This is a genomic window from Leisingera sp. M658 (assembly GCF_025144145.1).
In the GTDB taxonomy this organism is placed as follows: domain Bacteria; phylum Pseudomonadota; class Alphaproteobacteria; order Rhodobacterales; family Rhodobacteraceae; genus Leisingera.
The window spans coordinates 4,287,216-4,312,577 of sequence record NZ_CP083546.1 but is presented as its reverse complement, the minus strand read 5'-3'; the positions used below and the strand labels follow the sequence as shown (position 1 = coordinate 4,312,577).

Annotated in this window: 28 protein-coding genes and 1 pseudogene; 18 read left to right on the top strand and 11 right to left on the bottom strand. The window is 61.8% G+C overall.

Translation table 11 applies throughout. From position 1 onward, the window contains the following. Nucleotides 1-18: 18 nt before the first annotated feature. Nucleotides 19-639, top strand: a pseudogene (locus K3724_RS21070) (transposase); the annotation flags it as partial. A gap of 50 nt (nucleotides 640-689) precedes the next feature. On the opposite strand, the gene K3724_RS21065 reads toward K3724_RS21070, so the two are convergent. The 3 genes from K3724_RS21065 to K3724_RS21055 form a co-directional block, all read right to left on the bottom strand. Next, nucleotides 690-1,418: a metallophosphoesterase family protein gene (locus K3724_RS21065; RefSeq protein ID WP_259988926.1), complete on the bottom strand. Its 729-nt coding sequence runs from the start codon at nucleotides 1,416-1,418 to the stop codon at nucleotides 690-692. A gap of 93 nt (nucleotides 1,419-1,511) precedes the next feature. Beyond that, nucleotides 1,512-3,107: a phosphoglycerate dehydrogenase gene (serA, locus tag K3724_RS21060; protein WP_259988924.1), complete on the bottom strand. Its 1,596-nt coding sequence runs from the start codon at nucleotides 3,105-3,107 to the stop codon at nucleotides 1,512-1,514. Nucleotides 3,108-3,205: 98 nt separating this feature from the next. Next, on the bottom strand, nucleotides 3,206-4,360 hold the full coding sequence (locus tag K3724_RS21055) for a phosphoserine transaminase (RefSeq protein WP_259988922.1): 1,155 nt from the start codon (nucleotides 4,358-4,360) through the stop codon (nucleotides 3,206-3,208). Between the two features lie 279 nt (nucleotides 4,361-4,639). Here K3724_RS21055 and serB point away from each other — a divergent pair, with 279 nt between their 5' ends. The 5 genes from serB to K3724_RS21030 all read left to right on the top strand — a co-directional run bounded on the left by serB (nucleotide 4,640) and on the right by K3724_RS21030 (nucleotide 7,543). After that, a complete protein-coding gene (serB, locus tag K3724_RS21050) occupies nucleotides 4,640-5,515 on the top strand; it encodes a phosphoserine phosphatase SerB (RefSeq protein ID WP_259992717.1) in 876 nt (291 codons plus the stop codon). An 8-nt stretch (nucleotides 5,516-5,523) separates the two neighbouring features. Then, nucleotides 5,524-6,282 carry a TSUP family transporter gene (locus tag K3724_RS21045; RefSeq protein WP_259988920.1) on the top strand — a complete coding sequence of 253 codons (759 nt, stop codon included), beginning with the start codon at nucleotides 5,524-5,526 and terminating at the stop codon, nucleotides 6,280-6,282. A 136-nt stretch (nucleotides 6,283-6,418) separates the two neighbouring features. Continuing rightward, nucleotides 6,419-6,739 carry a helix-turn-helix transcriptional regulator gene (locus K3724_RS21040; protein WP_259992716.1) on the top strand — a complete coding sequence of 107 codons (321 nt, stop codon included), beginning with the start codon at nucleotides 6,419-6,421 and terminating at the stop codon, nucleotides 6,737-6,739. 13 nt (nucleotides 6,740-6,752) lie between these two features. Beyond that, nucleotides 6,753-7,190, top strand: a complete 438-nt coding sequence (locus tag K3724_RS21035) for an SRPBCC domain-containing protein (protein ID WP_259988918.1) — start codon at nucleotides 6,753-6,755, stop codon at nucleotides 7,188-7,190. 32 nt (nucleotides 7,191-7,222) lie between these two features. Next, nucleotides 7,223-7,543, top strand: a complete 321-nt coding sequence (locus K3724_RS21030; protein ID WP_259988916.1) for a YciI family protein — start codon at nucleotides 7,223-7,225, stop codon at nucleotides 7,541-7,543. 36 nt (nucleotides 7,544-7,579) lie between these two features. Here the strand turns inward: K3724_RS21030 and K3724_RS21025 are convergent, their stop codons facing one another. Then, complete coding sequence (locus tag K3724_RS21025) at nucleotides 7,580-8,578, bottom strand: asparaginase (RefSeq protein WP_259988914.1); 999 nt, start codon at nucleotides 8,576-8,578, stop codon at nucleotides 7,580-7,582. Nucleotides 8,579-8,771: 193 nt separating this feature from the next. Between K3724_RS21025 and K3724_RS21020 the strand changes: the two genes are divergently transcribed. The 3 genes from K3724_RS21020 to rlmN all read left to right on the top strand — a co-directional run bounded on the left by K3724_RS21020 (nucleotide 8,772) and on the right by rlmN (nucleotide 11,097). Continuing rightward, entirely contained in the window at nucleotides 8,772-9,302 is a 531-nt protein-coding gene (locus tag K3724_RS21020) for an invasion associated locus B family protein (protein ID WP_259988911.1), read from the top strand. A 102-nt stretch (nucleotides 9,303-9,404) separates the two neighbouring features. Continuing rightward, the gene (locus tag K3724_RS21015; protein ID WP_259988909.1) at nucleotides 9,405-9,800 is read left to right on the top strand and encodes a lysozyme inhibitor LprI family protein; all 396 of its coding nucleotides are present in this window, start codon (nucleotides 9,405-9,407) and stop codon (nucleotides 9,798-9,800) included. A gap of 109 nt (nucleotides 9,801-9,909) precedes the next feature. Further along, nucleotides 9,910-11,097 carry a 23S rRNA (adenine(2503)-C(2))-methyltransferase RlmN gene (gene rlmN / locus K3724_RS21010; RefSeq protein ID WP_259988907.1) on the top strand — a complete coding sequence of 396 codons (1,188 nt, stop codon included), beginning with the start codon at nucleotides 9,910-9,912 and terminating at the stop codon, nucleotides 11,095-11,097. 42 nt (nucleotides 11,098-11,139) lie between these two features. On the opposite strand, the gene K3724_RS21005 is transcribed toward rlmN, so the two are convergent. After that, on the bottom strand, nucleotides 11,140-12,381 hold the full coding sequence (locus K3724_RS21005; protein ID WP_259988905.1) for a reprolysin-like metallopeptidase: 1,242 nt from the start codon (nucleotides 12,379-12,381) through the stop codon (nucleotides 11,140-11,142). Nucleotides 12,382-12,721: 340 nt separating this feature from the next. Here K3724_RS21005 and K3724_RS21000 point away from each other — a divergent pair, with 340 nt between their 5' ends. Continuing rightward, on the top strand, nucleotides 12,722-12,922 hold the full coding sequence (locus K3724_RS21000) for a hypothetical protein (RefSeq protein WP_409201190.1): 201 nt from the start codon (nucleotides 12,722-12,724) through the stop codon (nucleotides 12,920-12,922). 31 nt (nucleotides 12,923-12,953) lie between these two features. Here K3724_RS21000 and K3724_RS20995 read toward each other — a convergent pair whose 3' ends face one another. Beyond that, nucleotides 12,954-13,802, bottom strand: a complete 849-nt coding sequence (locus K3724_RS20995; RefSeq protein ID WP_259988901.1) for a TIGR00730 family Rossman fold protein — start codon at nucleotides 13,800-13,802, stop codon at nucleotides 12,954-12,956. 147 nt (nucleotides 13,803-13,949) lie between these two features. Between K3724_RS20995 and K3724_RS20990 the strand changes: the two genes are divergently transcribed. The 4 genes from K3724_RS20990 to K3724_RS20975 all read left to right on the top strand — a co-directional run bounded on the left by K3724_RS20990 (nucleotide 13,950) and on the right by K3724_RS20975 (nucleotide 18,056). Then, nucleotides 13,950-14,870: a threonine/serine dehydratase gene (locus K3724_RS20990; protein ID WP_259988899.1), complete on the top strand. Its 921-nt coding sequence runs from the start codon at nucleotides 13,950-13,952 to the stop codon at nucleotides 14,868-14,870. 38 nt (nucleotides 14,871-14,908) lie between these two features. Next, nucleotides 14,909-15,508, top strand: a complete 600-nt coding sequence (locus K3724_RS20985; RefSeq protein ID WP_259988898.1) for a GntR family transcriptional regulator — start codon at nucleotides 14,909-14,911, stop codon at nucleotides 15,506-15,508. Nucleotides 15,509-15,618: 110 nt separating this feature from the next. Then, complete coding sequence (gene dapD / locus K3724_RS20980; RefSeq protein ID WP_259988896.1) at nucleotides 15,619-16,446, top strand: 2,3,4,5-tetrahydropyridine-2,6-dicarboxylate N-succinyltransferase; 828 nt, start codon at nucleotides 15,619-15,621, stop codon at nucleotides 16,444-16,446. 242 nt (nucleotides 16,447-16,688) lie between these two features. Next, nucleotides 16,689-18,056: a formimidoylglutamate deiminase gene (locus tag K3724_RS20975; RefSeq protein WP_259988894.1), complete on the top strand. Its 1,368-nt coding sequence runs from the start codon at nucleotides 16,689-16,691 to the stop codon at nucleotides 18,054-18,056. On the opposite strand, the gene K3724_RS20970 is transcribed toward K3724_RS20975, so the two are convergent. Next, nucleotides 18,053-18,622: a HutD family protein gene (locus tag K3724_RS20970; protein ID WP_259988892.1), complete on the bottom strand. Its 570-nt coding sequence runs from the start codon at nucleotides 18,620-18,622 to the stop codon at nucleotides 18,053-18,055. The genes K3724_RS20975 and K3724_RS20970 overlap by 4 nt on opposite strands. Before the next feature lie 104 nt (nucleotides 18,623-18,726). Between K3724_RS20970 and K3724_RS20965 the strand changes: the two genes are divergently transcribed. Next, nucleotides 18,727-19,074: a hypothetical protein gene (locus K3724_RS20965; protein ID WP_024092300.1), complete on the top strand. Its 348-nt coding sequence runs from the start codon at nucleotides 18,727-18,729 to the stop codon at nucleotides 19,072-19,074. Nucleotides 19,075-19,083: 9 nt separating this feature from the next. Here the strand turns inward: K3724_RS20965 and K3724_RS20960 are convergent, their stop codons facing one another. The 4 genes from K3724_RS20960 to K3724_RS20945 form a co-directional block, all read right to left on the bottom strand. After that, nucleotides 19,084-20,139 carry a transporter substrate-binding domain-containing protein gene (locus tag K3724_RS20960; protein ID WP_259988890.1) on the bottom strand — a complete coding sequence of 352 codons (1,056 nt, stop codon included), beginning with the start codon at nucleotides 20,137-20,139 and terminating at the stop codon, nucleotides 19,084-19,086. 108 nt (nucleotides 20,140-20,247) lie between these two features. After that, nucleotides 20,248-20,697 (bottom strand): Hint domain-containing protein, encoded by a 450-nt coding sequence (locus K3724_RS20955; RefSeq protein ID WP_259988888.1) that lies wholly within the window; start codon nucleotides 20,695-20,697, stop codon nucleotides 20,248-20,250. A gap of 32 nt (nucleotides 20,698-20,729) precedes the next feature. Further along, nucleotides 20,730-21,323, bottom strand: a complete 594-nt coding sequence (locus K3724_RS20950; RefSeq protein WP_259988887.1) for a hypothetical protein — start codon at nucleotides 21,321-21,323, stop codon at nucleotides 20,730-20,732. A gap of 5 nt (nucleotides 21,324-21,328) precedes the next feature. Further along, on the bottom strand, nucleotides 21,329-22,900 hold the full coding sequence (locus K3724_RS20945) for a Hint domain-containing protein (RefSeq protein WP_259988885.1): 1,572 nt from the start codon (nucleotides 22,898-22,900) through the stop codon (nucleotides 21,329-21,331). A gap of 316 nt (nucleotides 22,901-23,216) precedes the next feature. Between K3724_RS20945 and dapE the strand changes: the two genes are divergently transcribed. The 3 genes from dapE to K3724_RS20930 are packed head-to-tail and all read left to right on the top strand — an operon-like array spanning nucleotide 23,217 to nucleotide 25,353. Then, on the top strand, nucleotides 23,217-24,362 hold the full coding sequence (gene dapE, locus K3724_RS20940; RefSeq protein ID WP_259988883.1) for a succinyl-diaminopimelate desuccinylase: 1,146 nt from the start codon (nucleotides 23,217-23,219) through the stop codon (nucleotides 24,360-24,362). Continuing rightward, the gene (locus K3724_RS20935) at nucleotides 24,359-24,784 is read left to right on the top strand and encodes a GNAT family N-acetyltransferase (RefSeq protein WP_259988881.1); all 426 of its coding nucleotides are present in this window, start codon (nucleotides 24,359-24,361) and stop codon (nucleotides 24,782-24,784) included. The genes dapE and K3724_RS20935 overlap by 4 nt, the downstream gene beginning before the upstream one ends. Continuing rightward, on the top strand, nucleotides 24,781-25,353 hold the full coding sequence (locus K3724_RS20930) for a TIGR04282 family arsenosugar biosynthesis glycosyltransferase (protein ID WP_259988879.1): 573 nt from the start codon (nucleotides 24,781-24,783) through the stop codon (nucleotides 25,351-25,353). The genes K3724_RS20935 and K3724_RS20930 overlap by 4 nt, the downstream gene beginning before the upstream one ends. The last annotated feature ends 9 nt before the right edge of the window (nucleotides 25,354-25,362 follow it).

Genomic DNA, 25,362 nt, shown 5'->3' with positions numbered 1-25,362 from the left:
TCACATCGGGTGCCGGTCATGATTCACACCGGGATCTACGAGGAAGACCAGCTTGGCACGAGATTTTTGCCGCACGAGGAATGGGCGTTTTTTGACCGGTTTATCCGGGCTGCACACGCCCCGAACCGGCGCAAACCTACCGATCACCGCCTTGTTCTCGATGGAGTTTTCTGGATCGCCCGCACCGGCGCGCCATGGCGTGACCTGCCTGAAGAATCCGGCAAGTGGCCGAATATCTACCGGCAGCTCCGGCGTTGGACGCTGGCGGGGTTGCGGGAGGGCATCATGGACGCCCTGAACCAAAGCGGGACGGTGCCGGATGCCCTTCAAATGATCCTTCTCGGCGTCACCGCAGCAGGCCTGCCAATGAGGACCGAGATCACACCGGGCCAGACATCCGATTGCCAGGGGTTCGACATGGTCATGGCCGACGACTTGCCTGAGACGAGCGTCCTGTTGGTTGACCGAGGCTATGACGCTAACAATATTCGGAAAAGGATGGAGGCGCGGGACGTGCTCGACCAGATTCCCATGCGCAAATCACGCAAGATGCGGGTCGGTGTGGAGCATTCGCTGTATTCCTTGCGCATTCCCGTCGAGCGGTGCTTCAACAAGCCCAGGATTGCGCGCCCCTTCGCGCCGCTGGCGCTCACCCCCAGGATGTTTTTGGCCAGAAGAAGAAGGGAAAACTACGGGGTCAGCAGCTGGCGGCCGTTTTCCGTGAGCAGCCAGCAGTTGCGGCCTTCGAAAACGGCGGCACTGACCGGGCGGCCGTAGCCGGCGCCGGTGTCGAGGTTGATGCGGTTGCCGTAATGGCTGGGCCGGTCCACCGGCGTGTGGCCATGCACAATCAGTTTCGGGTGCGGGCCGGTGTGGTCGTGAAATGCCTGCCGGATCCAGACCAGATCGTTCTCCTGCTGCTGGGGCAGCGATACGCCGGGGCGAATTCCGGCGTGCACAAAGGCAAGGTCCGGCGTCTCGTAAAGGGGCATGAGGCGACGCAAGAATTCAGTGTGCCGGGCCGGGATCACCTCTTTGGCCCGGGCCTGCAGGGCGTCGAGCCGGGTGCGGTCTTCGAATGTCAGCCCGTAGCTGGCCAGGGTCTCAACTCCGCCGATCCGCTCATGCAGCCAGTGATAGCCGACCAGCAGATGCGGGTCATGGCGGGGCGTGTCTTCCATGAACCAGGCAAACATCCGGTCATGGTTGCCTAACAGCGTTATCCAGTCGCGCCCCTCCTCCTGACCTGTGATCAGCCGGTCCAGCACCCCGCGGCTGTCCGGGCCGCGGTCTGTGTAATCTCCCAGAAAGACAATCCGAGCGTCCGGGCCGCCGTCGGCCTCGATCCGGGTCAAAGCCTCCTCCAGCATGGCAAGCTGGCCGTGAATGTCGCCGATCGCATATAGGGGCGCGGTCATTGCAAGATCCTTTGTCTGGAGAGGGCCGGATATGAAAACGCCGCCCTTATAACCGGGCGGCGTTCCTGATTGAACCAGTTACGCAATCAACTTTCAGACGACGTCGAATGCCAATGGTTTAATCTGGTTGAACAACCCGGTTTCGGCCAGCTTGGCGCGGACCTCTGCTGGCACCTCGTCATCCACATACAGCAGCGCGATGGCTTCGCCGCCGGCTTCGGAGCGGCCCAGGGTGAAATTGGCGATATTCACATCGCTTTCGCCCAGGGTATGGCCCAGGGTGCCGATGATGCCGGGCACGTCCTCGTTGGTGGTGTACAGCATATGCGCGCCGACCTCGGCCTCGATGTTGATACCCTTGATCTGGATGAACCGCGGCTTGCCGTCGGAGAACACGGTTCCAGCCACCGAGCGTTCGCGCTTGGAGGTCACTGCGGTCACCTTGACATAGCCGTCGAAGGTGCCGGATTTGTCTTGGTTCGTGGTCGATATCTGGATGCCGCGCTCCTTGGCGACCACCGGGGCGGAAACCATGTTCACCTCGGGGTTGGCGCGTTTCATGATTCCGGCAATCACCGCACAGTTCAGCGCGTCCAGGTTCATCTCCGAAGCGGCACCATCATAAAGGATGTTGATCGCCTTGATCGGTTCATCCGTCATCTGCCCCACGAAGCTGCCCAAGTGGTCGGCCAATTTGATCCAGGGGCCCATGACCTTGGCTTCTTCCGCCGTCACCGAGGGCATGTTGAGCGCGTTTTCCACAGCGCCGGTCAGCAGGTAGTTGGACATCTGCTCAGCCACCTGCAGAGCGACGTTTTCCTGCGCCTCGGTGGTGGCGGCACCCAAATGCGGGGTGCAGACCACATTGGGCAGGCCGAAGAGGGCGTTTTCCTTGGCCGGCTCGACCGAGAACACGTCGAAGGCCGCACCTGCCACATGGCCAGAGGTCAGCAATTCCGCCAGCGCGCCCTCATCCACCAGGCCGCCGCGGGCGCAGTTGATGATGCGCACGCCCTTCTTGGTCTTCTCCAGGTTTTCCTTGGACAGGATGTTGCGGGTCTGGTCGGTCAGCGGCACATGCAAGGTGATGAAGTCGGCACGGGCCAGCAGCTCGTCCAGCTCAACCTTTTCGACGCCCATCTTGTCGGCCTTCTCAGTGCTCAGGTACGGGTCATAGGCCACCACCTTCATCTTGAGGCCGCGGGCGCGGTCGCAGACGATGCCACCGATGTTGCCGGCACCGATCACACCCAGGGTCTTGGCGGTCAGTTCGGTGCCCATGAACTTGGACTTCTCCCATTTGCCCGCATGGGTGGACGCCGAGGCCTCGGGCAGCTGACGGGCGGTTGCGAACATCATGGCGATGGCGTGTTCGGCGGTGGTGATCATGTTGCCGAAGGGGGTGTTCATCACAATGACGCCGCGCTTGGAGGCGGCTTCTTTGTCGATGTTGTCGGTGCCGATGCCAGCGCGGCCGATCACCTTGAGGTTTGCGGCACTCTCCAGGATCTTTTCGGTCACTTTGGTCGCCGAGCGGATCGCCAGGCCGTCGTACTGGCCGATGATTTCCGCCAGCTTGTCCTTGTCCTTGCCCACATCAGGCAGGAAATCGACGTCGATGCCCCGGTCGCGGAAGATCTGGACGGCAGCTTCGGACAGCTTGTCGGAGATGAGAACTTTGGGAGCCATGTTGGTGGTCCTTTTCATACGGGGGCCTGTGCGGCCTGATATTGTGAAGGGTCCCCTGGAAGGGAGTTCCGGGGCAGCGCCCCGGAGCAGAGCCGAATTCAGGCGGCTTCAGTCTGGAGAGCGATCTCAGCCTCGAAGGCCCATTTGATCCAAGGCATCAGGGCAGCCACATCAGTGGTTTCAACCGTGCCGCCGCACCAGATCCGCAGGCCCGCAGGCGCGTCGCGGTAGGCGCCGATGTCATAGGCTACGCCTTCATTTTCCAGCCGTTTGGCCACTGCCTTGGCAAACACTGCGCCGTCCTGAATGCGCTCATCCGTAAACTTAAGGCAGACAGAAGTGTTGGAACGGTACTCCGGCTGTTCAGCCAGGAACGCGATCCAGGGATTGTCCTGCACAAAGCTTTGCACTGCGGCGAGGTTGGCGTAGGCGCGTTCGCGCAGGCCTTCCATGCCGCCAACCGAGCGCGCCCAGTCCAGCGCCAGCAGGTAATCCTCAACCGCCAGCATCGAGGGCGTGTTGATAGTTGCACCCTGGAAAATGCCGTCGATCAGCTTGCCGCCCTTGGTCAGGCGGAAAATTTTCGGCAGCGGCCAGGCGGGGGTGTAGCTTTCCAGCCGTTCGACGGCACGGGGGGAAAGGATGATCATGCCATGTGCAGCTTCGCCGCCCAGCACCTTCTGCCAGGAGAAGGTGGTCACATCCAGCTTGTCCCAAGGCAACCGTTGCGCAAAGGCTGCCGAAGTGGCATCGCAGATGGTCAGCCCTTCGCGGTCCGCCGGGATCCAGTTGCCGTTGGGAACCCGCACGCCGGAGGTCGTGCCGTTCCAGGTGAAGACGACGTCATTGGAGAAATCGACAGAGGCGAGGTCCACGATCTGTCCGTAATCGGCGGTCTTGACGGTGGCGTCCAGTTTCAGCTGCTTCACCGCGTCGGTCACCCAGCCAGAGCCGAAGCTTTCCCAGGCCAGCATCTCGACGCCGCGGGCCCCCAGCAGGTTCCACATTGCCATTTCCACCGCGCCGGTATCCGACGCAGGGACAATGCCGATCTTGTAATCAGCAGGGATGTTCAGAATTTCGCGGGTGCCTTCGATCGCCGCCTTCAGACGCTCCTTGCCAACCGCAGCGCGGTGCGAACGGCCCAGCGGCGCGTTGGCCAGTTTGGCGACGTCAAAAACAGGAGGTTTGGCGCAAGGGCCAGAAGAAAAACGCGGATTTACCGGCCGCGATGCCGGTTGTGCAATAGCCATGAATGCTACCCTTCCAGATAAGCGCCCCTCGTTGGGGAGGGGTGTCCCGCCACCAGAGCTAGGGCGCTGCAGCGCGGCATGCAACAGGAAAGTCGGGAAAATACGGCCATACACACTCTTTTTGCGACACGTTTTTCCACCATCGGAAACAGGCGTCCTGAATTCGCTGCTGGCGGCCTGCCTTATAACGCCCCCTGTTTTCCACAGCATCGAGCAGGCTGGCCGATCCAGCGGCGGACCGTTATGACAAGGCGAACCCCGATGAAACGGAGCCTGCCGATGTTTGCTGCCACCCTGCTTTGCAACCCTGCCAGCCCGGTTCTGGAGCCTCCGCTGATCGAATCGCTGCGCAATGCCTGGGGCGGTGGCGAGGCTGTCTGGCTGGCGCCAGGTGCCGCAGCTGAGTTTTCGCTGAAGCAAATGCCGGACAACCGGTGGAACGTCTGGGAGGATCTGCAGAAGCTGGGCGTGGATCTGGTCATTCAGCCCTATGCCGGGCGCAAGAAGAAGATGCTGCTGGCCGATATGGACTCCACCATGATCCAGCAGGAGTGCATTGACGAGCTGGCAGAAGAAGCGGGCGTTGGCGCACGGGTCAAGGACATTACCGCACGGGCAATGAACGGCGAGCTGGATTTTGAAGGCGCGCTGACCGCGCGGGTGGGACTGCTGAAAGGGCTGCCGGAAACGGTGATCGGCAAGGTGCTGGCCGAGCGCATCACTTACATGCCCGGCGGCAGGCATCTGCTGGCCACGATGAAGGCAGAGGGCGCTTATGCGGCGCTGGTGTCGGGCGGGTTCACGGCGTTCACCGCACAGGTGGCGGCAGAGCTGGGATTTGACGAAAACCGCGCCAACACCCTGACCGTGGAAGACGGCAAGCTGACCGGAGAAGCAGGCAGGCCGATCCTGGGCCGGGAAGCCAAGGTGGAGGCGCTGAAGCAGATCACCGCCCGGTTGGGGATTGGAGTGGCGGATGTCATTGCGGTAGGTGACGGCGCCAATGATCTGGGGATGCTGAAACGCGCAGGCGCCGGGGTGGCGCTGCATGCCAAACCTTCAGTCGCAGCAGAATGCGACATCCGCATCAACCACGGCGACCTGACTGCGCTGCTGTACATCCAGGGCTACGGTCGCGACGATTTCAAAGGCTGATCAATCACATGCTGGAAGTGGGGATCGAGACCCTGATGCTGCTGCTGGCAGCCGGGTTTGTTGCGGGCTTCATCGACGCGCTTGCCGGCGGCGGCGGCCTGGTCACCTTGCCTGTTCTGCTGCTGGCGGGGGCCAGCCCGGTCACAGCCTTGGCAACGAACAAGATCCAGGGGCTGTTCGGAGCCGCCACCGCGGCGGCCACCTATGCCCGGGCCGGCCATGTTGATCTGAAATCGCAGTGCAAACCTGCGCTGATTGCCTTTGCCGCATCGGTTGCAGGCGCCTTTCTGGTGACCTTCCTGCCCACCGAGTGGATCCGCCTGTTCCTGCCAGTACTGCTGATTGCCATAGCCATCTTCTTTGCGGTCAAGAAAGGGTTGGATGATCTGGACCGCCGGCGCCGCCTATCGCCTGCCCTGTTTGCCGCAACAATGGTTCCCTTGTGCGGCGCTTATGACGGGCTGCTGGGGCCGGGGGCAGGCAGTTTCTACATGCTCGCCTTTGTCTCCCTTGCCGGTTATGGCATCCTCAAATCCACGGCCCATACCAAACTGCTGAACTTTGCCTCCAATGCGGGCGGGCTTGTTGCCTTTTCCTTTTTTGCCACCCCCTGGTGGATCACCGGCCTGCTGATGGGATTGGCCCAGATTGCCGGCGCGCGTGCAGGAGCCGGGCTTGCAAACAAGCAGGGCGCGAAGCTGATCAAGCCGCTGCTGGTGCTGACTTCAATAACGCTGGCGGCGAAGCTTCTTTGGGACATGCGGTGATCTCCTGACCCGCACCTGCCGGTGCCGGGCTTTGGGCCGCGCGGTTTTGTCTTGCTGAATACCGGTCAATTGCACCCACATGTTTACTGCCATTTTTTAACATGACACTTAATTAACAAAAGTGATAATAATGGATATGATACCGATTCTGAAATTATTTGCTGCGCTGTCGGATGAAACCCGTATGTCGATCGTCGACCAGCTGATTGCAAAAGGCGAGCTGCCTGCAGGCGATCTGGCACCGGGTGCGGGCATTTCGGCGCCTGCGATCTCGCGCCATCTGAAGGTGCTGCGCGAGGCCGGGCTGGTCACCCAGCGCGCCGATGGCACCAGGCGGCTGTATTCCGCCCGGCCCGAAGGCCTGCGGATGATTGCCGAGTGGACCCAGTCCCGGCGCGCCTTCTGGGAGGGCGGCCTGAACCGGCTGGAGGCAGCTTTGATGGCAGATGACACCTGATGGAGGAAGCCGCATGAGTGATCTGCAGCTGCAAAGGGTTTTTCCCGTCAGTCCGGAAAAACTGTTCGCCTGGGTGACCACCCCGGACAAGCTGCTGAAGTGGTGGGGCCCGGAGGGGGTGCATATCCCGGAACATAATCTGGATCTGAGCCGCACCGGCCCTTGGTATTCTGTCATGCAAAACAGTGACGGCCAGCGGTTTCATGTCTCGGGCCAAGTGACCCATGTGGATGGGCCGAAATCCGTCGGCTTCACCTGGGCCTGGCATGACGAGGACGGCAGCCGCGGCGCTGAAAGCCATGTGACCTTCACCATCGCTGCCACCGAGAACGGCGCCATGCTGCTGATTGACCACCGTGATCTGGACGGCACCGAGACCGCATCGCGCCACGAACAGGGCTGGACTTCGACCCTGCGCAAGCTTGAGGCGCAACTGGCCGAACAAATCTGAATCACGTCCACTGCAACCAAGGGAGAAGACCAATGCCACAGTTCATTTTTGCCTATCACGGCGGCAAGAAGCCCGAGAGCGAAGCAGAAGGCGCCAAGGAAATGGAGGCCTGGAAGAACTGGATGGGGTCGATGGGCGACGCACTGAAGATACCCGGCGCGCCGGTTGGCATGTCCAAAACCGTCAGCGCCGGAGGGGTCGTGGACAATGGCGGCGCCAATCCGCTTTCGGGCTACACGGTGGTCGAAGCGGCCGACCAGGATGCTGCCTGCGAAATGGCCAAAGGCTGCCCGATGGTGGTGAGCGGCAACGGTTCAGTCGAAGTGGCCGAGATCATCGACATGGAAATGTAGGCTGCATGCCCCGGGGCCGGCCCGGGGCAGTTATTTTCAAAACAGCAGCTCGGCTGCCGGGCGGATGGATCCGCACTCCAGCCCGCGGCGGCTGTAAAGCGTCTTGTTCATGAATTTTCGGGTTTCCGGGTGCTCGGCCTCCAGCACACCAAGGCTGACCATCAGCGCGGCAATTGCGCATTCGCTGGCGCGGGTGGCGCCGTCGGTGATCTTCACGGCTACGCCCATTTTCTGTTCAGGCAGGATCGCGATGAACACCGCCTCGGCGCCGGTCTTGATCGCTACTTTGCCGCCCATCGCCCGCATCAGGTTGGTGCAGCAGCGGCTTTCGCCTGCGACCAATTCGGGATGCGCCGTCATCGCCGCCACCAGCTGCTGCGCCGCTTGCGATGCGCGGTCAGAGCGGTCTGCAGCACTGGCAAACCAAGCCATGGACCGTGCAAGGCCAGATACGGTGGTGGCAAAATTCGGCGCTGAGCAGCCGTCGATGCCATAGCCGGGACTATCCTGCCCGGTGGTTTCCTCAAACGCCGCCAGACAGGCCTGCTGCACAGGGTGATCGACTTCGATGTACTCGGCCCCTGCCCCCAGATATTGGGTCAGGGTCAGAAAGCCCGCGTGTTTACCAGAGCAGTTGTTGTGAACCTGGCAGGGGCTGTTGTCGGTCTTGATCAGCTCATTGCGGGCCGGAATGTCGTCTGGCAATTGCGTGCCGCAGCGGAAGTCGTCATCGCCAAGGCCCAGCTGATCCAGCCAGGCATTCACCCGCTCGGTGTGGATATGCGCACCGTTGTGGGACGCACAGGCAAGCGCCAGCTGTTCGGACGTCAAACCATAGCGCGCGGCAGCGCCGGAGGTGATCAACGGCAGCGCCTGGATCATCTTGGCCGAGCTGCGCGGGTAAATCACCGCACCCGGATCCCCCCAGCTGCGCACCACCTTGCCCGTGTCATCACAAATGACGGCATGACCCAGATGCAGGCTCTCCAGCAGCGGGCCGCGCCAGACTTCGGCCATGGGCACAGGTTTCGGCATGATATCTCCCCTTGTGTTTCCGTGCGGTTTTCTGGGCGAAAACCTGCCAAAACGCACTTTCGCCCGTGGTGCTAGTTACGTTAGTGTGCTTGTGTAGCGCAAGCGAGGGGATCGGGACCAGACGGCGGTTGAAACGCTGCGGACCCTTTGTTTGGTATTTGAGGTTTAGAGAACAGTCTTGGAGTCGGGACAAATGGCATTGAAACTTGCCCGCGTGGCTGCGGGCCTGTGTCTGGCAGCATTGGCAACCACCGCATCTGCGCAAGCAACGTCGAACAACCGCGTTGCAGCCAAAGTGGACTGGAGCGTCTTTGAAGGCGACAATCCCAACGAGTGCTGGGGGGTTTCCGCACCAAAGGAAACCGTGAACACCCGCGACGGCCGCGTCGTGGCGGTGCGCCGCAGCGAGATCCAGCTGTTTGTCACCTTCCGCAGCAGCGATGCCCCCAAAGGCGAAGTCAGCTTTACCGGCGGCTACCCCTTTGCGCCGGGTTCCACCGTGAACATGGCCATCGGCGAGTCCGAGTTTGAACTGTTCACCGAGGGCGAATGGGCCTGGCCGGCGACACCTGCGGATGATGCCAAGATCGTTACCGCTATGAAACGCGGCGCAAATGCGGTGCTGACCGCGCGGTCCGCCCGGGGCACCCAAACCAAGGACAGCTTCTCGCTGCTGGGCTTTACGGCCGCCTTGGATGACGCGGAAAAACGCTGCAGCAAGTAATTTCGGCTGCCTAGCGGAAACACACCAAACCCTGGCCTGTGCCGGGGTTTTCTTGTTTGAGGCCCGCAAGCGGCGTAGCATGGGACGCAGGAGGTGCTTGCCATGCCGAACTCAGCCAGTCTTCCGTGCGCTTGCCTTGCAGTTGCGCTGCTTTTCCCGCCCGCTTTTGCCAATCCGGCGCTGGAATGCGGCGCGGGAAGCCGTGAGGAAATCGGATCCTGTGTGGCGGACGATGAAGAAGGAGTGGAAGCCGCATTGCTCAACGCGCTGGAAGCCGCAATGGTCGCCGCCGCAGAGCGTGACAACTCCAATGGCGGGACTGCGGTTGAAGCTGCACTGATGCAGAGCCAAACAGCCTGGGAAGGGTTCCGGAGCGCGCATTGCGCCTTTGCCGGCGAAGCCCATCCGGTGCGTGAAGACGCCGGAATTGCAACGCGGGCGTGCTGGACGACCCTGGGCCGCGCCCGGGTCGAGGAACTGGTGCGGTTTGCCAAATAGGCACTGGTCAAATCTGCGGTCTGAAACTTGTGTTCAAGGATTCCTTTTGATCTTCCGCGGGAATCCTATATAGAGCCGCATCCGCCCACCAGCACCGAGGCTAAAGCCAATGACCGCCAGCGCGCCGATCACCCAGGACGTATTGACCCTGCCCCGCAAGGATCCCGAGGGCGGCAAGGTCAATCTTGTCGGCCTCACCCGCGAGCGCATGCGCGAGGTGCTGATCGAACATGGCACCCCGGAAAAGCAGGCCAAGATGCGGGTCGGGCAGATCTGGCAGTGGATCTACCAGTGGGGCAAGCGCGATTTCGCGGAAATGACTAACCTGGCCAAAGCTTATCGTGCGGAACTGGCGGACACCTTCGAAGTCCGCATCCCGGAAGTGGTGAGCAAACTGGTCTCCACCGACGGCACCCGCAAGTATCTGGTGCGCATCAATGGCGGCCACGAGGTCGAAGTGGTCTATATCCCCGAAGACGGCCGCGGCACGCTGTGCATCTCATCTCAGGTGGGCTGCACTCTGACCTGCTCTTTCTGCCACACCGGCACCCAGAAGCTGGTGCGCAACCTGACCCCGGCCGAGATTGTCGGCCAGGTGATGATGGCGCGCGACGATCTGGAGGAATGGCCGGTGCCGGGCGCGCCCAAGGACGAAACCCGCCTGCTGTCGAACATCGTGCTGATGGGCATGGGCGAGCCGCTGTATAATTTCGACAACGTCCGCGACGCGATGAAGATTGCGATGGACCCCGAGGGCATCTCGCTGTCCCGCCGCCGGATTACCCTGTCGACCTCAGGCGTGGTGCCGGAGATTGCCCGCACCGCCGAAGAAATCGGCTGCCTGCTGGCGATTTCGTTCCATGCTACGACAAACGAGATCCGCGACAAGCTGGTGCCGATCAACAAGCGCTGGAACATCGACACGCTACTGCAGGCGCTGGCGGATTACCCCAAAGTGTCAAATTCCGAGCGGATCACGTTTGAATATGTGATGCTAGACGGGGTGAACGACACCGACGCGGACGCGCACCGTTTGATTGAGCACATCAAGCGCTACAAAATCCCGGCCAAGATAAACCTGATCCCATTCAATGAATGGCCGGGCAGCCCGTACAAGCGGTCCTCGAACAACCGAATTCATGCCTTTGCCAATATCGTCTATCAGGCCGGCTATGCCTCGCCGATCCGCAAGACCCGCGGCGATGACATCATGGCTGCCTGCGGCCAGCTGAAATCGGCGACCGAGCGCGCCCGCAAAAGCCGTAAGCAGATTGAGGCCGAAACCGGGGTAAAGTAACCCGGCTCCGGCCCCGGCGCGGCAGGGTCCCCGGCTGCCGTATCAGGTAAACAGGAAGTGGTCCTCGGTGAGTGTGCCGGTGTAGCCGGTCAACTCGATCTCGTGACTGCCGAAAAATCCGATCAGGGTGTTGCCATTTACCTGTGTGATGGTCAGATCGCCGAATTCTTCCACTGAAGTGTCAGAGAATTCGATCCGGTCATCGCCTCTGCCGAAATCCGTGATGACTTCGTCTTCCCAATAATCGGCAGACACGAACACAAAAACATCCGCGTGTTTGCCTCCTGTCAAGACGTCAGACCCTTCACCGCCGACTAGGCGGTCTTTACCGTTGCCGCCGATCAGCCTGTCATCCCCCTGGCCGCCAAACAGCGTGTCCCTGCCGCCATTACCTTTCAGAAAGTCGTCTTCACCGTAGGCGCCTGAATAGTCGGTCTCATCCAATCCGCCGATCAGAACGTCCGACCCCTTACCGCCCGCCAGCCTGTCTTCGCCATAGCCACCGGTCAGAGTGTCAGCGCCGCCGCCGCCGAACAGGCGGTCATCCGCTTCGCGCCCAATGACGGTATCTTCGCCTCCCCTGGCATAAATCTTGGTATCCTGCCCGGTCGCCAATACAGTTTCTGCACGGCTGCTGGCCTTGATCACAACGTCGCCCGCCGTATTGGCGTAAGCTCTCCATCCTGCGGTGCTGCCGGTTTCGCCATAAAGATGGGTCAGAGCTTGCACATCAAATGTGCCCAGTTCCGTGACGTTGTACCCGGCATAGTTATAGGTCATCACGGTGTGTTCCTGGTCGTCCAGGTGGTCCGCCAGCGTAGTGTCACCGTCATGCGGATGTTCAAGGCCCAGCGCATGGCCGATCTCGTGCAGCACCGTTTCATAGCCATAGGATCCCGGCGCCATATTGCTGCTTTTAATCGCCAGTTCCCCCTCATTGGTGGAATATGAGGTGGACCAGGCAAGATCCGCCCAGCCCGCAGCAGAGCCGCCGTTGTAGCCAAAGGCGTTGATCATCGCCGGGCCGTCCGTTTCGACAAACAGCACGCCGGACGCCTCTTCAAACTCCGCAAGAGCCAGGCGGAAATAGTCGCGCTGCGTGCTATTGAAGGACCAATAGCTGCTGGCGCCATAAGGGTCGTCAGCCGCATCCCCCAAGTCGCCGCTATCGACAAAGCTGTATGTCACCACAGTTTGAGTGCCGGGATCAGCCAAGCTGTTCCAGCGGAGGCTGCTGTTCGATGTATAGGCTAATAGCGCCGTGTAATCTGAAACTTCGGGCATCAACGGTCTCCACTATCCTGTCAACGGTAAGTTTTTGTTTGTAAATGTGGCCAAGTTTGGCCCGTTTCCGGCCTCAAGCCGAGCGAAGAAATGACAATTTTCTGCAATTGGCAAATTCCTGCGCGAAAACCGTCTGATGAAGTCCGGTTTCCCGCCGGTCCTACCGCCCGCATTGCCGCGGCATCACCACGCCTGAGAACTGTTGCGCAAGAGCCGCACTCAGGGACACAGGCCAGCCTGCCGTACTCTTTTCACAATACAGCTAAAATTCCGCCCTTTGCCGGGAACAATTTCCAAAACGCAGACAATTCATTTTCAGAAGGACTCACAGATGGCTCCAATGGAACGCAAGACTGCCCCGATTGACCCCAGCGTGCTGGACCTGATCCGCAGCGAACGGGAAAAGGCCCTTAGTCCGCGGGAATGGCAGTTCCGCCTGCGCGGTTACGGCTATTCAGTAAAAACTGTGGAAGGTGCCCAGATCCTCACCCGGCTGACCACCGGCGACGAAATTGGCAGGCTGCCGCCGGAATTCGCCTGATCCCGGCAGCAGCTGTATTTGTTAACGGCGCTTAGCGCTCGCGTCCGGGCAGGCTGTCGCGCGGCGGCGCAGGCTCCCAGTTGTCGATGATTTCCACCGCCTCCTGTGCGGTGTCGACCACGCGGAACAGGTCCAGATCCTGATCCGATATGGTTCCGGCGTCACCCAGCGCCTCCCAATTGATGATCTTGTCCCAGAACGCCTTGCCGAACAGCAGGAACGGCACCCGCTCCATCCGGCCGGTCTGGATCAGCGTCAGGCTCTCGAACAGCTCGTCCAGGGTGCCAAAACCGCCGGGGAATACGGTGATCGCCCGCGCCCGCATCAGGAAATGCATCTTGCGGATCGCGAAGTAGTGGAAATTGAAGCTGAGGTCCGGCGTCACGTACCCGTTGGGCGCTTGCTCATGCGGCAGCACGATCGACAGGCCAATGGACTGGCCGCCCGCGTCCAGCGCGCCGCGGTTGCCCGCCTCCATCACACCGGGGCCGCCGCCGGTTACGATCACGTTCTGACGGCCGCCGCTCTCTTTCGATTTTTCGGTCATCAGCCGGGCAAACTCGCGCGCCTCATCATAGAAATGCGACAGATCCGCCAGCGTCTGTGTCCGCGCCTGATCCTTATGCTTGGGATCCGGGATCCGGGCGCCGCCGAACATCACGATGGTGCTTTCGATGCCATGCTCGTTCAGCATCAGCTCCGGCTTCAGCAGCTCCAGCTGCAGCCGCACCGGGCGCAGTTCCTCGCGGCACAGAAACTCTTCATCGGCAAAGGCAAGCCGGTAGGCAGGCGCCTGGGTCTGCGGCGTAGCGGGCACATGTTCGGCCCGGTCCCGGTCGGAATGGGCATCGCGGAAACGGCTGTGGCGGTCTTCGGTCATAGAAAATCCCAGATTAATCAACAGGACTCCCTTTGTAGCCGCCCTTGGCCGTTAGCGCCAATCAAGAATGCAGGAAAAGCCACTGCCCGCTTGCGCCCGGCGGTAGCGCGGCTAAGGTTCCGGCGCAGCAGGCAGGGAGATCGGCGCATGAACTGGCAGGATGAAATCAGGAAAGCCGCAGAACGCGTTGGCCCTCATGTGCAGCAGACCCCGGTGATGCAGACACAGGGCTTCGGGCTGGATTTCCCGGTGGAGCTGAAGCTGGAGCACATGCAGCACACCGGCAGCTTTAAGGCCCGCGGTGCCTTTAACACATTGCTGAGCCAGCCAGTGCCGCCGGCGGGACTGGTGGCAGCTTCTGGCGGCAACCACGGCGCCGCCGCGGCCTATGCCGCGCACCAGCTGGGCCACAAGGCCCGGATTTATGTGCCCGAGATGGCCGGCCCGGCCAAGATTTCTCTGATCGAACGCACCGGGGCTGATCTGCAGGTGGTGCCCGGCGCCTATGCCAACGCACTGGAGCAGGCCCAGGCCTACGAGGCAGAGACCGGCGCCATGCAGGTCCACGCCTACGACGCCCCAGCCACTGTTGCGGGCCAGGGCACCTGCTTTGCCGAATGGCAGGCCCAAGGCCTTGAGGCGGATACCCTTCTGATCGCGGTGGGCGGCGGCGGGCTGATTGCCGGCGCGCTGGCCTGGTTCCAGGGGGCAAAGAAGATCGTGGCGGTGGAGCCCGAAACTTCTTGCGCGCTGAATGCGGCATTGCTGGCCCGCCAACCGGTGGATGTGGACGTCTCCGGCGTCGCGGCCAACGCTCTTGGCGCCAAACGCATAGGTGCTATCTGTTTCGAACTCGCCTCGGCACCGGGCCTGACTTCGGTGACCGTACCGGACAGCGCCATCACCAGGGCCCAGACCGCGCTGTGGCGCGAACGGCGGATCCTGGTCGAACCCGCAGGCGCCACCGCCCTGGCTGCACTGTTGTGCGGAGCCTACCGCCCTGCGCCCGGCGAGCGTGTGGCGGTGCTGATCTGCGGCGGCAACATAGCCCCGGACCCGCTGGGATAATCCTTGCGGCCTTCCATCAGCCCCGGTATCGCCAAGATATGTCGGCAACCATCGCAGATACCATCTACCGCAGCCTGAGCGAGCGCATCATTACCGGCAGCCTGCCTGCGGGGGAAAAGCTGCGCCAGGATCATATCGCGCGCGAATTTGACGCCAGCCATGTGCCCGTGCGGGAGGCGCTCCTGCGGCTTGAGGCACATGGGCTGGCGGTGTCCGAACCCCGCCGCGGCACCCGGGTCAGCGCCCTGGACCCTTCCGAAATCCGTGAGGTGATCGAGATGCGGGTGGCGCTGGAGGTTCTGGCCCTGACCCACGCCTTTGCCCGCCTGACACCAAAGGATATCGAAGCCGCCGAGGCCGCCCGTCTCGCCTGTGATGCGGCACAGGACATGGCCGGTTGGGAACGGCTTAACCGTGCCTTTCACAAGACGATCCTTGCTCCTTGCGCGATGCCCCGGCTCTTGGCCTCGATTGACGATCTGCATATCGCCGCTGCCCGGCATCTGTTTGCCAACTGGCAGCATCAATGGACCCGCCGGACAGACAGTGATCATGCCGCGATCGTGCAGGCGATGGAGCGCCGCGATCCCGCTGCGGCTTGCGAAATTCTGCGCCGGCACCTGCGCCGGGTGCGCTGACTGCCGGCAAAACGCCGTCGGGGGCGGCAATTTGGACGCAATCCGGACATGACCTGCGGGCAGATTGCCGTTATGTAACCCCGAATCTAACGAATGCCGGAGGAACCCCCATGTCCAACGCCCAGCTGGAAGCAGCGATCGAAGCCGCCTGGGAGGCGCGCGACACCATCACCCCCGCCACCACCGGCGAGCAGCGTGAAGCCATTGAAGACACCCTGAATGCGCTGGACTCCGGTTCCCTGCGTGTGGCCGAAAAGCTGGACAGCGGCGACTGGCACGTGAACCAATGGGCGAAGAAGGCGGTGCTTTTGGGCTTCCGGATCAAGGACATGGAAATCCACGAAGGCGGCCCGCAGGCCGGCGGCTGGTGGGACAAGGTCGACAGCAAATTTGCCGGCTGGGGTGAAGATCAGTGGAAATCTGCTGGCTTCCGCGCGGTGCCCAATTGCGTGGTCCGCAAATCCGCCTACATCGCGCCGGGCGCGGTGCTGATGCCGTCTTTCGTGAACCTCGGCGCCTATGTCGGCGAAGGCACCATGGTCGACACCTGGGCCACCGTCGGCTCCTGCGCCCAGATCGGCAAGAACGTGCACCTGTCGGGCGGCGTCGGCATCGGCGGCGTGCTGGAACCGATGCAGGCGGGGCCCACCATCATCGAGGACAACTGTTTCATCGGCGCCCGTTCCGAGGTGGTCGAAGGCTGCATCGTGCGCGAAGGCTCGGTTCTGGGCATGGGCGTGTTCATCGGCAAATCGACCAAGATCGTCGACCGCGAAACCGGCGAAGTGACCTATGGCGAAGTACCGCCTTACTCGGTTGTGGTCGCAGGCTCGATGCCGTCGAAGAACAACATCAGCCTCTACTGCGCGGTCATCGTGAAGCGGGTGGACGAAAAGACCCGCTCCAAAACCGGCATCAACGAGCTGCTGCGCGACTGATCCGGGCCGCATCGCAGAAACAATAGAGCGCGCCCCATCCGGGCGCGTTTTTTATTGGGGCTTTGCCCCAAACCCCAGGATATTTCGAGCAAGAGAAAGAAACAGGGGTCCGCTATTCCTCTTGCCGGAAATATCCCGGGGTGAGGCCGCGAGGCCGAGGGGCAGCGCCCCTCCAGCGCAATACTCTTGCAGCACAAAAAACATGCCGCTAATAGTATTACATCTACACATAAGAGGGTTAGATGCAGACCATTTTCGCCCAGCACGCCCGCCTGCCCCAAGGATGGGCAGAGAACCTCCGGCTGACGATTGAGAGCGGCCGGATTTGCTCATTGGAATCCGGTGCCCAGCCGCAGCCGGGCGACGCGCGGGCAGATGTGCTGCTGCCGTCGCTGGGCAATCTGCATTCCCACAGCTTTCAGCGCGCGATGGCGGGAATGACCGAATACCGCGCCGCGGGCAAGGACAGCTTCTGGACCTGGCGCGAGTTGATGTACCGGTTCGTGGACCGCATCACCCCGGAGCAATACGAGGCTATCGCTGCGCTGGTTTTCATGGAGATGCTGGAAGCCGGCTATGCCTCCGCGGGCGAGTTCCACTATGTCCATCACCAGCCGGGCGGTGCGCATTTTGCATCACTGACCGAGCTTAGCGAGCGGGTGTTTGCCGCCGCCAGCCAGACCGGTATCGGTCTCACCCATCTGCCTGTGCTCTATACCTACGGCGGGGCGGGAAAACAGGCTCTGAATGGGGGCCAGCAGCGGTTTGGCAATTCGGTTGCGGAATTCTCTGAATTGGTCGCCCGGGCCCGCAAAATTGCTGCGCGGGATCTGCCGCAGGACGCCTGCGTCGGCATCGCACCGCACTCGCTGCGCGCCACCTGCCCCGAGGACCTGGCAGCAGTGCTGCAGATCCAGGACGGGCTGCCGGTGCATATCCATATCTCCGAGCAGCCAAAAGAAGTCGCCGACATCAGTGATTGGCTGGCTGCACGTCCTGTCGAATGGCTGCTGGACAACGCATCCGTCGATGGTAAATGGTGCTTGATCCATGCCACCCACATGACAAGCGCTGAGACCGCCGGCATGGCGCGTTCGGGAGCGGTCGCAGGGCTGTGCCCGATTACAGAGGCAAACTTGGGCGACGGCCCGTTCAACGGGGGAGAGTATCTGGCGAATGATGGCGCGTTCGGGGTTGGTTCAGACTCTAACGTGCGGATTTCGCTGCCCGAAGAGTTGCGCACGCTAGAGTATTCCCAACGTTTGCGCGACCTGGCCCGCAATGTGCTGGTGCCGGGAGCAGGCTCGGTAGGGGAAACGCTGTATTTGGGCGCAGCCAAAGGCGGCGCGCAAGCCTTGGGCCGGGATGCCGGCCGGATCAAGGAAGGCGCGCTGGCGGATCTAGTGGCCATCGACAGCAGCGTCCCGGCGCTCTGCGCGCTGAAGCCGGAGCAGATGCTGGACGGGCTGTGTTTTGCGGCAGGCGACGACACTGTGACGGATGTCTGGAGCGCCGGCCGCCATGTTGTGCAACAGGGCCGCCATATCGCCCGCGACAGTGTGGTTGCGGGATACCGGACCGCGATCAGGGATCTGCTGAACAGTCTCTAAACAGGCAAAAACCGCAACTGGATAACCACGCCGCCATCGGAGATCCTTCCGCTGGCGGTGCTTTCCAGGACGATCCCTTCGCCTGGGGCAAAGTGCCCCTGGCCTGCAAGATTCAGGCTGCCGGATACAACAAAGAACACTTGGCTGCCTGCTGCATCGGGCAGCGCGCCGTCTCGCAAAATTGCGGCGTCTGCCGTGACCCGCACCGGATCGTAGATCACGTTGAAAGCCTTGCAGGACCCTTCGCGCAGACGGCTTTCCAAATCCAAGCCGCCATCGAAACGCAGCGGTTTCAGCGGCCACGCTTGCAGCTGTGTATCGTTATTTGACAGTGTGTGGCCCGCGCCCTCCACGATGCAATGGATGCGGGCAAGGCCCGGAAAGGCGGAAAACGGGCCGCTGCGCGAAATTTCCGCCAGGCTGAGACGCCAGATCAACTGGCCGCCTTCTTGATGCAAGGCCAATTCGCGGGTCACACCGCCGCCGTTTTTCCAAGGCACCGGCTGGGCAGTCAAAGCGGAGATGCGCATCGGCGGGTCCTTTGGAAACTGATTAAGCGTAGACATAAATCCTGATCACGCCTGCTTGCAAGCCTTTCACCAGCCCGGACAGTTTCCCCGCTGCCGCTATTTGATTGACCACCCCCCCGCCCCGGCGCTATGGCGGCGGCATGGAAAAGAAGAAACCCTCCCGCCAGCAAGTCTATACCCTGCTTGTCCAGATCGGACGCAAGGACGGCGACGGCCTGCCTGATGGCGCCACTGGCGCGGCGCTGATGATCTATGCCTCCGGCGTGGACGAGGCCGAGGCGGTGCGCGAAACCGTGGCGATTCTGAAACAGGCCGACACCGCGCCGCTGGATGTGACCGGATACGGCACCCTGGAAGAACGTGAGGCCGAAGGCCATGAGATCGGTGATGAAGAACGCGCGCTGATGCAGCGGGCACTGGAGGAAAACGCCGTGATCGTTGCCCAGATGACCCCGTTCTTTGACGGCGAGGAGCCGGTTTTCCACTAACTTCGCAGGTCAGTTCTGGCTGCCGAACCATTTACGGTAAAGGGCGTCATAACTGCCGTCTTCCTGCATCGCCAGCAACACCCGGTTGGCATCTTCCACCAGCGGCGAGCCGGCCGGGAACACCAGCCCGTAATTCTCGCGCAGGAAGGGCTGGCCGATGGTTTGGCCGTATTGATGCCCGCCTTGCTGTACATAGAAATTCAGCACCGGCGCATCAAAAACCAATGACTTCACCTCACCGGCTTCAAAGGCGGCCAGCATCTCTTCCAGACCGCTAAAGGCGGAATAGTCGATCTCGCGCCGGTCAAGGAACCCGGCTGCCGTCGACCCGCCAATGGTTGCAACCGATCTTCCATAAAGATCGTTGACCGAGTTCACCGAGCCGCTGATCGCCTCTACCGTCATCACAGCAGTGATCTTGGCGACAAAGACCGAGACGACGAACAGCGACGACACAACCAGCACCACGCCGAACATCCGCCCTACCGGCGTACGCGGCACCCGTTCCTCAAATCCGCCGTTCACCACCAGATTCAGCGCCCACCAGAAGGACGGAAACCAGGCCTCTTTCAAGGGGCGGTCGAAATAGGGCTGGGCGCGGCGCTCGAAAACCCACATCAGCATGCCGCCGCCGAACAGCAGCAGGAAGGCAATGCCGATGGCGGCAACCAGATCCCAGGACAATAATGCCCGCATCAGGGACGGCTGGCGGATTTCATCGGCCTGCACCAAGATCTGCAGCCCGCTTTCAAAAATCGGATGGCTGAAATCCATCGCAATTTCGCGCGATGCGGTGATGGAGATATTGGCTGCGGCCAGATCCGCCTCGCCGCTGCGCACCCCCTCCAGCATCTCCGCAAAGCTGTTCGTGCGGTTAATCTGGTAGTCCCAGTCCAGCCGCGCCGCCAGAATTTTCAGGAGTTCCAGGGAAAAGCCGGTGTCGCGCCCCTCCTCCAGCATGGAAAAGGGCGGCCGGGTAACCGTGTTTACCGTCAGCACCTGCGCAGACAGCAATTGCCCCCAAAGCAGGAACAGGGCGGCGGTGGTCAGGCGAAGATACAGCACGGAAACGCTCGGGTCAGGCCTCTGGGATGGTTTTAACGTCCTTAGGCGGTTCCCCTTTTTCACGCAAGCACCTTGGCAGCAGAGACCTGAATCGAAGCTGCGGATGTGTCAGGCGGTCCGCCGTTCGGCCAGCACTGCGGCGTCAAAGGCCCGCAGCACCGGGAATTTCGGCTGCCGGTGCTGGGGCAGGGCTGCGGCGCCCAGCGGTGCCAAAAGGCTGGCAGCCAGCCGCTGGGGATCGCGGCGCAGACGGCCCAGAAACAGGCTTTCAGTCATGGCGCCGGCCGCCAGCAGCGGCTCATGATCCGGCAGCACCGCCTGGCAGTAAGTGATCAGCGGGCTGCTGCCTGGCGCGCCCGGCAAGGCGGTGCCGGTCCCCAGCAGATTGCCCGCCGGCACCAGAACCGCGGGCTGGCCGAACAAATACTCCACCTCGGATCCTGACAGCACCAGCCGCTGAAACGGTGCCACGTGAATATCCCGCTGCAGCCCGAAATAGGGCGCCCTGAGCCGCACCGGCGCAAAGGAGCCTAGCGCCGGCACCTGCCGTTCGATCACATGCAAGACCGGCACCGCCTCACCGCTGCTGGTCAGAACCAGGTCGCCCCGTTGCAGACCATCAGCGCACGGTAGCCTTCAGGTGTGGCAATCGGGGTGGACGGCAGCAGCGCCGGGGCCGGACCGGCCGGCTCCATGCAGCTGGAGAACGCCACGTATTCTACTGCCGGCGCCACATAACCCAACGGTCCGGTCAGCGCCTGCAGATCCCGCAGCCGCCAGGGTTTGGGTCCAGCCAGTGCAGCAATCTGCATCTGGCTGCCGTCCGGCTGTTCCAGCGTCAGCCGCCCTGTGCGGGCAGGTGCATCCCAGGCATAAAGCAGCCGCAGCCGGCCGGTGCGGCCCAGGCAGGTTGGATTAAGCGTCTGGTGCAGCACGGAACCGCTTTGCTCCAGCACAAAACTTAGGCCGCCGCCCGGCACCGCTTGCAATGCCAGCCGCAACGGCCAATCGCCGCCTTGAGAGTAGAGAAGAAGCGGCTCTGGCCGTGCGCTTTCCGGCAGCTGGAATTCCAGCATGATTGTGCCGCGCACCAACAGGCCGTCGCTGCCAGATCCCCCCGCTGTCAGCAGCACCTGCGGATCGCTCCAGCTGTGGCCGCTGCCAAAGACCGCAAACCAGCCCACCGGCGTCAGGCCGCCTGGATCGCGGCCAGCAGCCGTCCTTCATAGGCTTTAAGCGCAGGCCGCGCTGCGGCGCTGTAACCCGCGCCTGTTTCCGGATCAAGCTCCGGGAACAGCGCGCAGATCTCCTCTGCCACCGGCCGGTCGAACAGGTTGACGATCTGCGGGCCGGGCAAAAAACTCTCAGTAGCAAGACCTTCGGAGTAAATCACTTGATGACGGTCGAACATCAGATGCACATAGGTGACTTCGCCGCCCGGACAACGTGCCACACTGCGCCCATTGACCAGATCCTTGGCTGCCACCAGCACCTCTTCCTCGCCAAAGAACAATTCAGCATGGGCGCCGCGCACCAGCACCCGGTGCTGCGGAGAAACCATCAGTTCGCCATGACGGCCAAACGTATCCGCGGCAATTCGGATCGGCGCAAAATCATCTTCTGCCGCCACCGATCGCCCGCCGGTCCAGCACAGCACCTGCGCACCATCGTCGCGGGTCTCCACCAGATCACCGGGCATCAGATCCTCCACCGGCACCTCGCCATAGGGGGTCCGGATCCGGGTGCCCGCCACGAAACAGGGGATCGAGCTGGCATTGACAAAGCCGGTATCGGAATTGACGCCATTGGTCACGCTATAGGTAAAGTTGAAGTCCTCAACATCGCCATCACCGATCAGGGTCAGCGTGCCATCCGCGTTCAGCTGCACCTCTTGCCCGGTATTAAGCGTCACCACCGACCCGGCTGTCACCGCGGTGCCGTTGATATGGGTGATGGTCAGGCTGCTGCCGGAATTGTTCACATCATTGGCCAGAACGTCGATTGTCTTACTGCTGTCCGGTGCAACAAAAACCTTGTCGGTCATTGCCACCAGATCGGTCTGCACCGAATCTGCGGCGATCAGCAGGTTACTGTCGTAGCGGCTGTCGCTCACATCGGCGATGCCGATGCGGATGTCGTTCACCTCACCGGGGTTGACACGCATCGTCAGCGTCATGGTCAGGGTAAGCCCGTCCATCTCGGTGTTGAAATCGTCGCCGGCGTTATCGAGATACAGATTCTCGTTGATAGAGGAACTGATGTTGCTGGGATTGGCCTGGCCGTTGCCGATTTCCATCAACACCTGTTCACCATTGACCCAGACCGCCACCACGTCCTGATAGACCGAATTTTGGAATTCCGGAAATTCTTCGGAGGAAAAGACGAATTGCATCGTCATCACATCCGAATCGGGAATGAAGCTCACATCCAGATAGGAAGCATCATAAGTATTGGTGCCCGCTGCGGCATTAAAATCAGCGTTATTGCTTTCGCCAGGTGTGTTGGTCGAGGTTTGGGTGGACCGGTTAGGGTCGCCGCCGGAGCGGGTGAAATGGCTGGCCCGCCCGGTCGACAGAATGACACCTGAATCGCTGGGTGTTGCGCCCGGCGCCAGGGTATCGCCATTTGAATAGATCGCCGAGGACTGGCTCCACCCCGAATAGGAAGCGCCGACAACAGTGGCTCCATCGCCAAAAATTGTTTGCGCCATCTGCGTTGCAGAGGCGTTCGTCTGATAATTGAGTTCAGCGCCTGTTGCCATGATTTGCCCACCTCTTGCCTGTCAGAGGCCGGACAAACGAGAGACACAGGCCTGCACCTGCTGTCAATTACAGGCGCGCCGCGGCTGCGCACAGCTTGCTCCTGCTTGGCCTTTGCGGCCCTTGTTGCTCGTTTGGTTGCCCTGCCTCGGGTCATTATTAACAAAGCCTTAACATAAAATTTTACCTGAGTCAGATTGGCCTGGGCGCATCTGCAAAACCGCAGCTTTTGCGCCACATTCTCTGCTGCAGCGGCGAATTGCACCGCGCCCCGATCCGCGCTAGGCCTGTGTGCACTCGTAATTCAGGAGCCCGCCGATGCCGCAAACCGATCCCGCCCGCCTGACTGCCGACCTGATCCGCTGCCCGTCGGTGACGCCCGAGGAAGGCGGCGCGCTGGTGCTGCTGGAGAAACTGCTGAGCAATGCCGGTTTCACCTGCACCCGAACGGACCGCGGTGACGTTTCCAACCTGTTTGCCCGCTGGGGCGCCAAGAGCCATGACAAAACATTTGGCTTCAACGGCCACACCGATGTGGTGCCGCTGGGGGATGAGGCCGCCTGGACCATGCCACCTTTTGGCGCCGAGGAGAAAGACGGTTTCATGTACGGGCGCGGCTCCACCGACATGAAGTCAGGTGTTGCCGCCTTTGCTGCCGCAGCCATTGATTTTGTGCGGGATACACCGCCGGACGGTGCCATCATCCTGACCATCACCGGCGACGAGGAAGGCGACGCGGTGGACGGCACCACCGCGCTGCTGGACTACATGGACCGCGAAGGCGAGCAGATGTCGGTCTGCCTGGTGGGGGAACCCACCTGCCCCGATGAGATGGGCGAGATGATCAAGATCGGCCGCCGCGGCTCTCTCACAGCATGGTTCACAGTCACCGGCGTACAGGGGCATTCGGCCTATCCGCACCGCGCCAACAACCCGCTGAACGCGATGGCGCGGCTGATGGACCGCCTGGCCAGCCATGAGCTGGACCAGGGAACCGATCATTTTGATGCCTCGACGCTGGCGGTCGTTACCATCGACACCGGCAACCCGGCCACCAATGTGATCCCGGCACAGGCGGCCTCAACCGTCAACATCCGCTTCAACGATTCTCATAGCGGCGCCAGCCTGAGCGCGTGGCTGCAAGGCGAGGCCGGCAAAGTGGCAGCCGAATTCGGTGTTGAAATCGGGATTAAGGTGAAAGTCTCCGGCGAAAGCTTCATCACCCCGCCGGGTGCGCTGTCAGATCTGGTTTCAGCGGCGGTAGAGGCGGAAACGGGCCGCAAACCTGACCTCTCGACCACTGGCGGCACGTCGGACGCGCGGTTTGTGAAAAACCACTGCCCAGTGGTAGAATTCGGCCTGGTCGGCAAAACCATGCATCAGGTGGATGAACGGGTGGAGGTCGCCCAGATCCACCAGCTGAAATCCATCTACACCCGCATTCTGCAGGATTTCTTTGCATGAGCCTGAGCATGGCTGTCACCGACGACCTTGAGACCTGCTTTGCTCTGCGCCACCAGGTGTTTGTGGTAGAGCAAGGCGTGCCGGTGGAAGAGGAACAGGACACGCTGGATGCCTCTGCCACCCACCTGCTGGCCGTTCAGGACGGTGATCCGGTGGGAACCGCGCGGATTGTCTTCAAAGGCGACACCGCCAAGATCGGCCGGGTCTGCGTGCTGCAGTCTACCCGCGGCACCGGGCTGGGCGCCAAGCTGATTGAAGCGGCGGTGGAAACCGCGCGGACCAAACCGGGCATATCCAAAGCCAAGCTGGGCGCGCAGCTCCATGCCATCGGGTTCTATGAAAAGCTCGGGTTCACCGCCTTTGGCCCGGTCTATGACGATGCCGGTATCGATCACCGGGACATGCTGCGCGATTTCACGTGAAACGCACCCTGATCATCATGGTCAAGGAGCCGCGCCCGGGCCGGGTCAAGACCCGTCTGGGCCGGGGTATCGGCGTGATTCCGGCAACCTGGTGGTTCCGCCACCAATCCGCCCGGCTGATACGGCGATTGCGCGATCCGCGCTGGCAGATTGTGCTGGCGGCAGCTCCCGACATCGCGGTGAATTCAAAGGTCTGGCCCGCTGATCTGCCCCGCCTGCCGCAAGGCAGCGGCGACTTGGGTCAGCGGATGAAACGGATGCTGCAATCTGTGCCTGGTCCTGCCTGCCTGATCGGCGCTGACATCCCCGGCGTCACCCGCCCCCATATCGCCCGCGCCTTTGCAGTCCTTGGTGAACACGACGCCGTCTTCGGCCCCGCGGAGGATGGCGGTTACTGGCTGGTGGGCGCCAAACACCCGGCCCGCCTGCCCCACGGTCTGTTTCAAAACACCCGCTGGTCAACGGAACACGCGCTGGCTGATACCCTGCAGACCCTGCCCGGATGCCGCATCGCCCTGACCGATACTCTGCGCGACGTCGACACCGCTGCCGATCTGCCCCGCCGCTAAGCTGCGCTT

What these genes read in the sequence shown, in the direction of transcription:
- K3724_RS21065 (WP_259988926.1), bottom strand. Translation starts at nt 1,418, where the DNA reads ATGACCGCGCCCCTATATGCGATCGGCGACATTCACGGCCAGCTTGCC.
- serA (WP_259988924.1), bottom strand. Translation starts at nt 3,107, where the DNA reads ATGGCTCCCAAAGTTCTCATCTCCGACAAGCTGTCCGAAGCTGCCGTC.
- K3724_RS21055 (WP_259988922.1), bottom strand. Translation starts at nt 4,360, where the DNA reads ATGGCTATTGCACAACCGGCATCGCGGCCGGTAAATCCGCGTTTTTCT.
- serB (WP_259992717.1), top strand. Translation starts at nt 4,640, where the DNA reads ATGTTTGCTGCCACCCTGCTTTGCAACCCTGCCAGCCCGGTTCTGGAG.
- K3724_RS21045 (WP_259988920.1), top strand. Translation starts at nt 5,524, where the DNA reads ATGCTGGAAGTGGGGATCGAGACCCTGATGCTGCTGCTGGCAGCCGGG.
- K3724_RS21040 (WP_259992716.1), top strand. Translation starts at nt 6,419, where the DNA reads ATGATACCGATTCTGAAATTATTTGCTGCGCTGTCGGATGAAACCCGT.
- K3724_RS21035 (WP_259988918.1), top strand. Translation starts at nt 6,753, where the DNA reads ATGAGTGATCTGCAGCTGCAAAGGGTTTTTCCCGTCAGTCCGGAAAAA.
- K3724_RS21030 (WP_259988916.1), top strand. Translation starts at nt 7,223, where the DNA reads ATGCCACAGTTCATTTTTGCCTATCACGGCGGCAAGAAGCCCGAGAGC.
- K3724_RS21025 (WP_259988914.1), bottom strand. Translation starts at nt 8,578, where the DNA reads ATGCCGAAACCTGTGCCCATGGCCGAAGTCTGGCGCGGCCCGCTGCTG.
- K3724_RS21020 (WP_259988911.1), top strand. Translation starts at nt 8,772, where the DNA reads ATGGCATTGAAACTTGCCCGCGTGGCTGCGGGCCTGTGTCTGGCAGCA.
- K3724_RS21015 (WP_259988909.1), top strand. Translation starts at nt 9,405, where the DNA reads ATGCCGAACTCAGCCAGTCTTCCGTGCGCTTGCCTTGCAGTTGCGCTG.
- rlmN (WP_259988907.1), top strand. Translation starts at nt 9,910, where the DNA reads ATGACCGCCAGCGCGCCGATCACCCAGGACGTATTGACCCTGCCCCGC.
- K3724_RS21005 (WP_259988905.1), bottom strand. Translation starts at nt 12,381, where the DNA reads ATGCCCGAAGTTTCAGATTACACGGCGCTATTAGCCTATACATCGAAC.
- K3724_RS21000 (WP_409201190.1), top strand. Translation starts at nt 12,722, where the DNA reads ATGGAACGCAAGACTGCCCCGATTGACCCCAGCGTGCTGGACCTGATC.
- K3724_RS20995 (WP_259988901.1), bottom strand. Translation starts at nt 13,802, where the DNA reads ATGACCGAAGACCGCCACAGCCGTTTCCGCGATGCCCATTCCGACCGG.
- K3724_RS20990 (WP_259988899.1), top strand. Translation starts at nt 13,950, where the DNA reads ATGAACTGGCAGGATGAAATCAGGAAAGCCGCAGAACGCGTTGGCCCT.
- K3724_RS20985 (WP_259988898.1), top strand. Translation starts at nt 14,909, where the DNA reads ATGTCGGCAACCATCGCAGATACCATCTACCGCAGCCTGAGCGAGCGC.
- dapD (WP_259988896.1), top strand. Translation starts at nt 15,619, where the DNA reads ATGTCCAACGCCCAGCTGGAAGCAGCGATCGAAGCCGCCTGGGAGGCG.
- K3724_RS20975 (WP_259988894.1), top strand. Translation starts at nt 16,689, where the DNA reads ATGCAGACCATTTTCGCCCAGCACGCCCGCCTGCCCCAAGGATGGGCA.
- K3724_RS20970 (WP_259988892.1), bottom strand. Translation starts at nt 18,622, where the DNA reads ATGTCTACGCTTAATCAGTTTCCAAAGGACCCGCCGATGCGCATCTCC.
- K3724_RS20965 (WP_024092300.1), top strand. Translation starts at nt 18,727, where the DNA reads ATGGAAAAGAAGAAACCCTCCCGCCAGCAAGTCTATACCCTGCTTGTC.
- K3724_RS20945 (WP_259988885.1), bottom strand. Translation starts at nt 22,900, where the DNA reads ATGGCAACAGGCGCTGAACTCAATTATCAGACGAACGCCTCTGCAACG.
- dapE (WP_259988883.1), top strand. Translation starts at nt 23,217, where the DNA reads ATGCCGCAAACCGATCCCGCCCGCCTGACTGCCGACCTGATCCGCTGC.
- K3724_RS20935 (WP_259988881.1), top strand. Translation starts at nt 24,359, where the DNA reads ATGAGCCTGAGCATGGCTGTCACCGACGACCTTGAGACCTGCTTTGCT.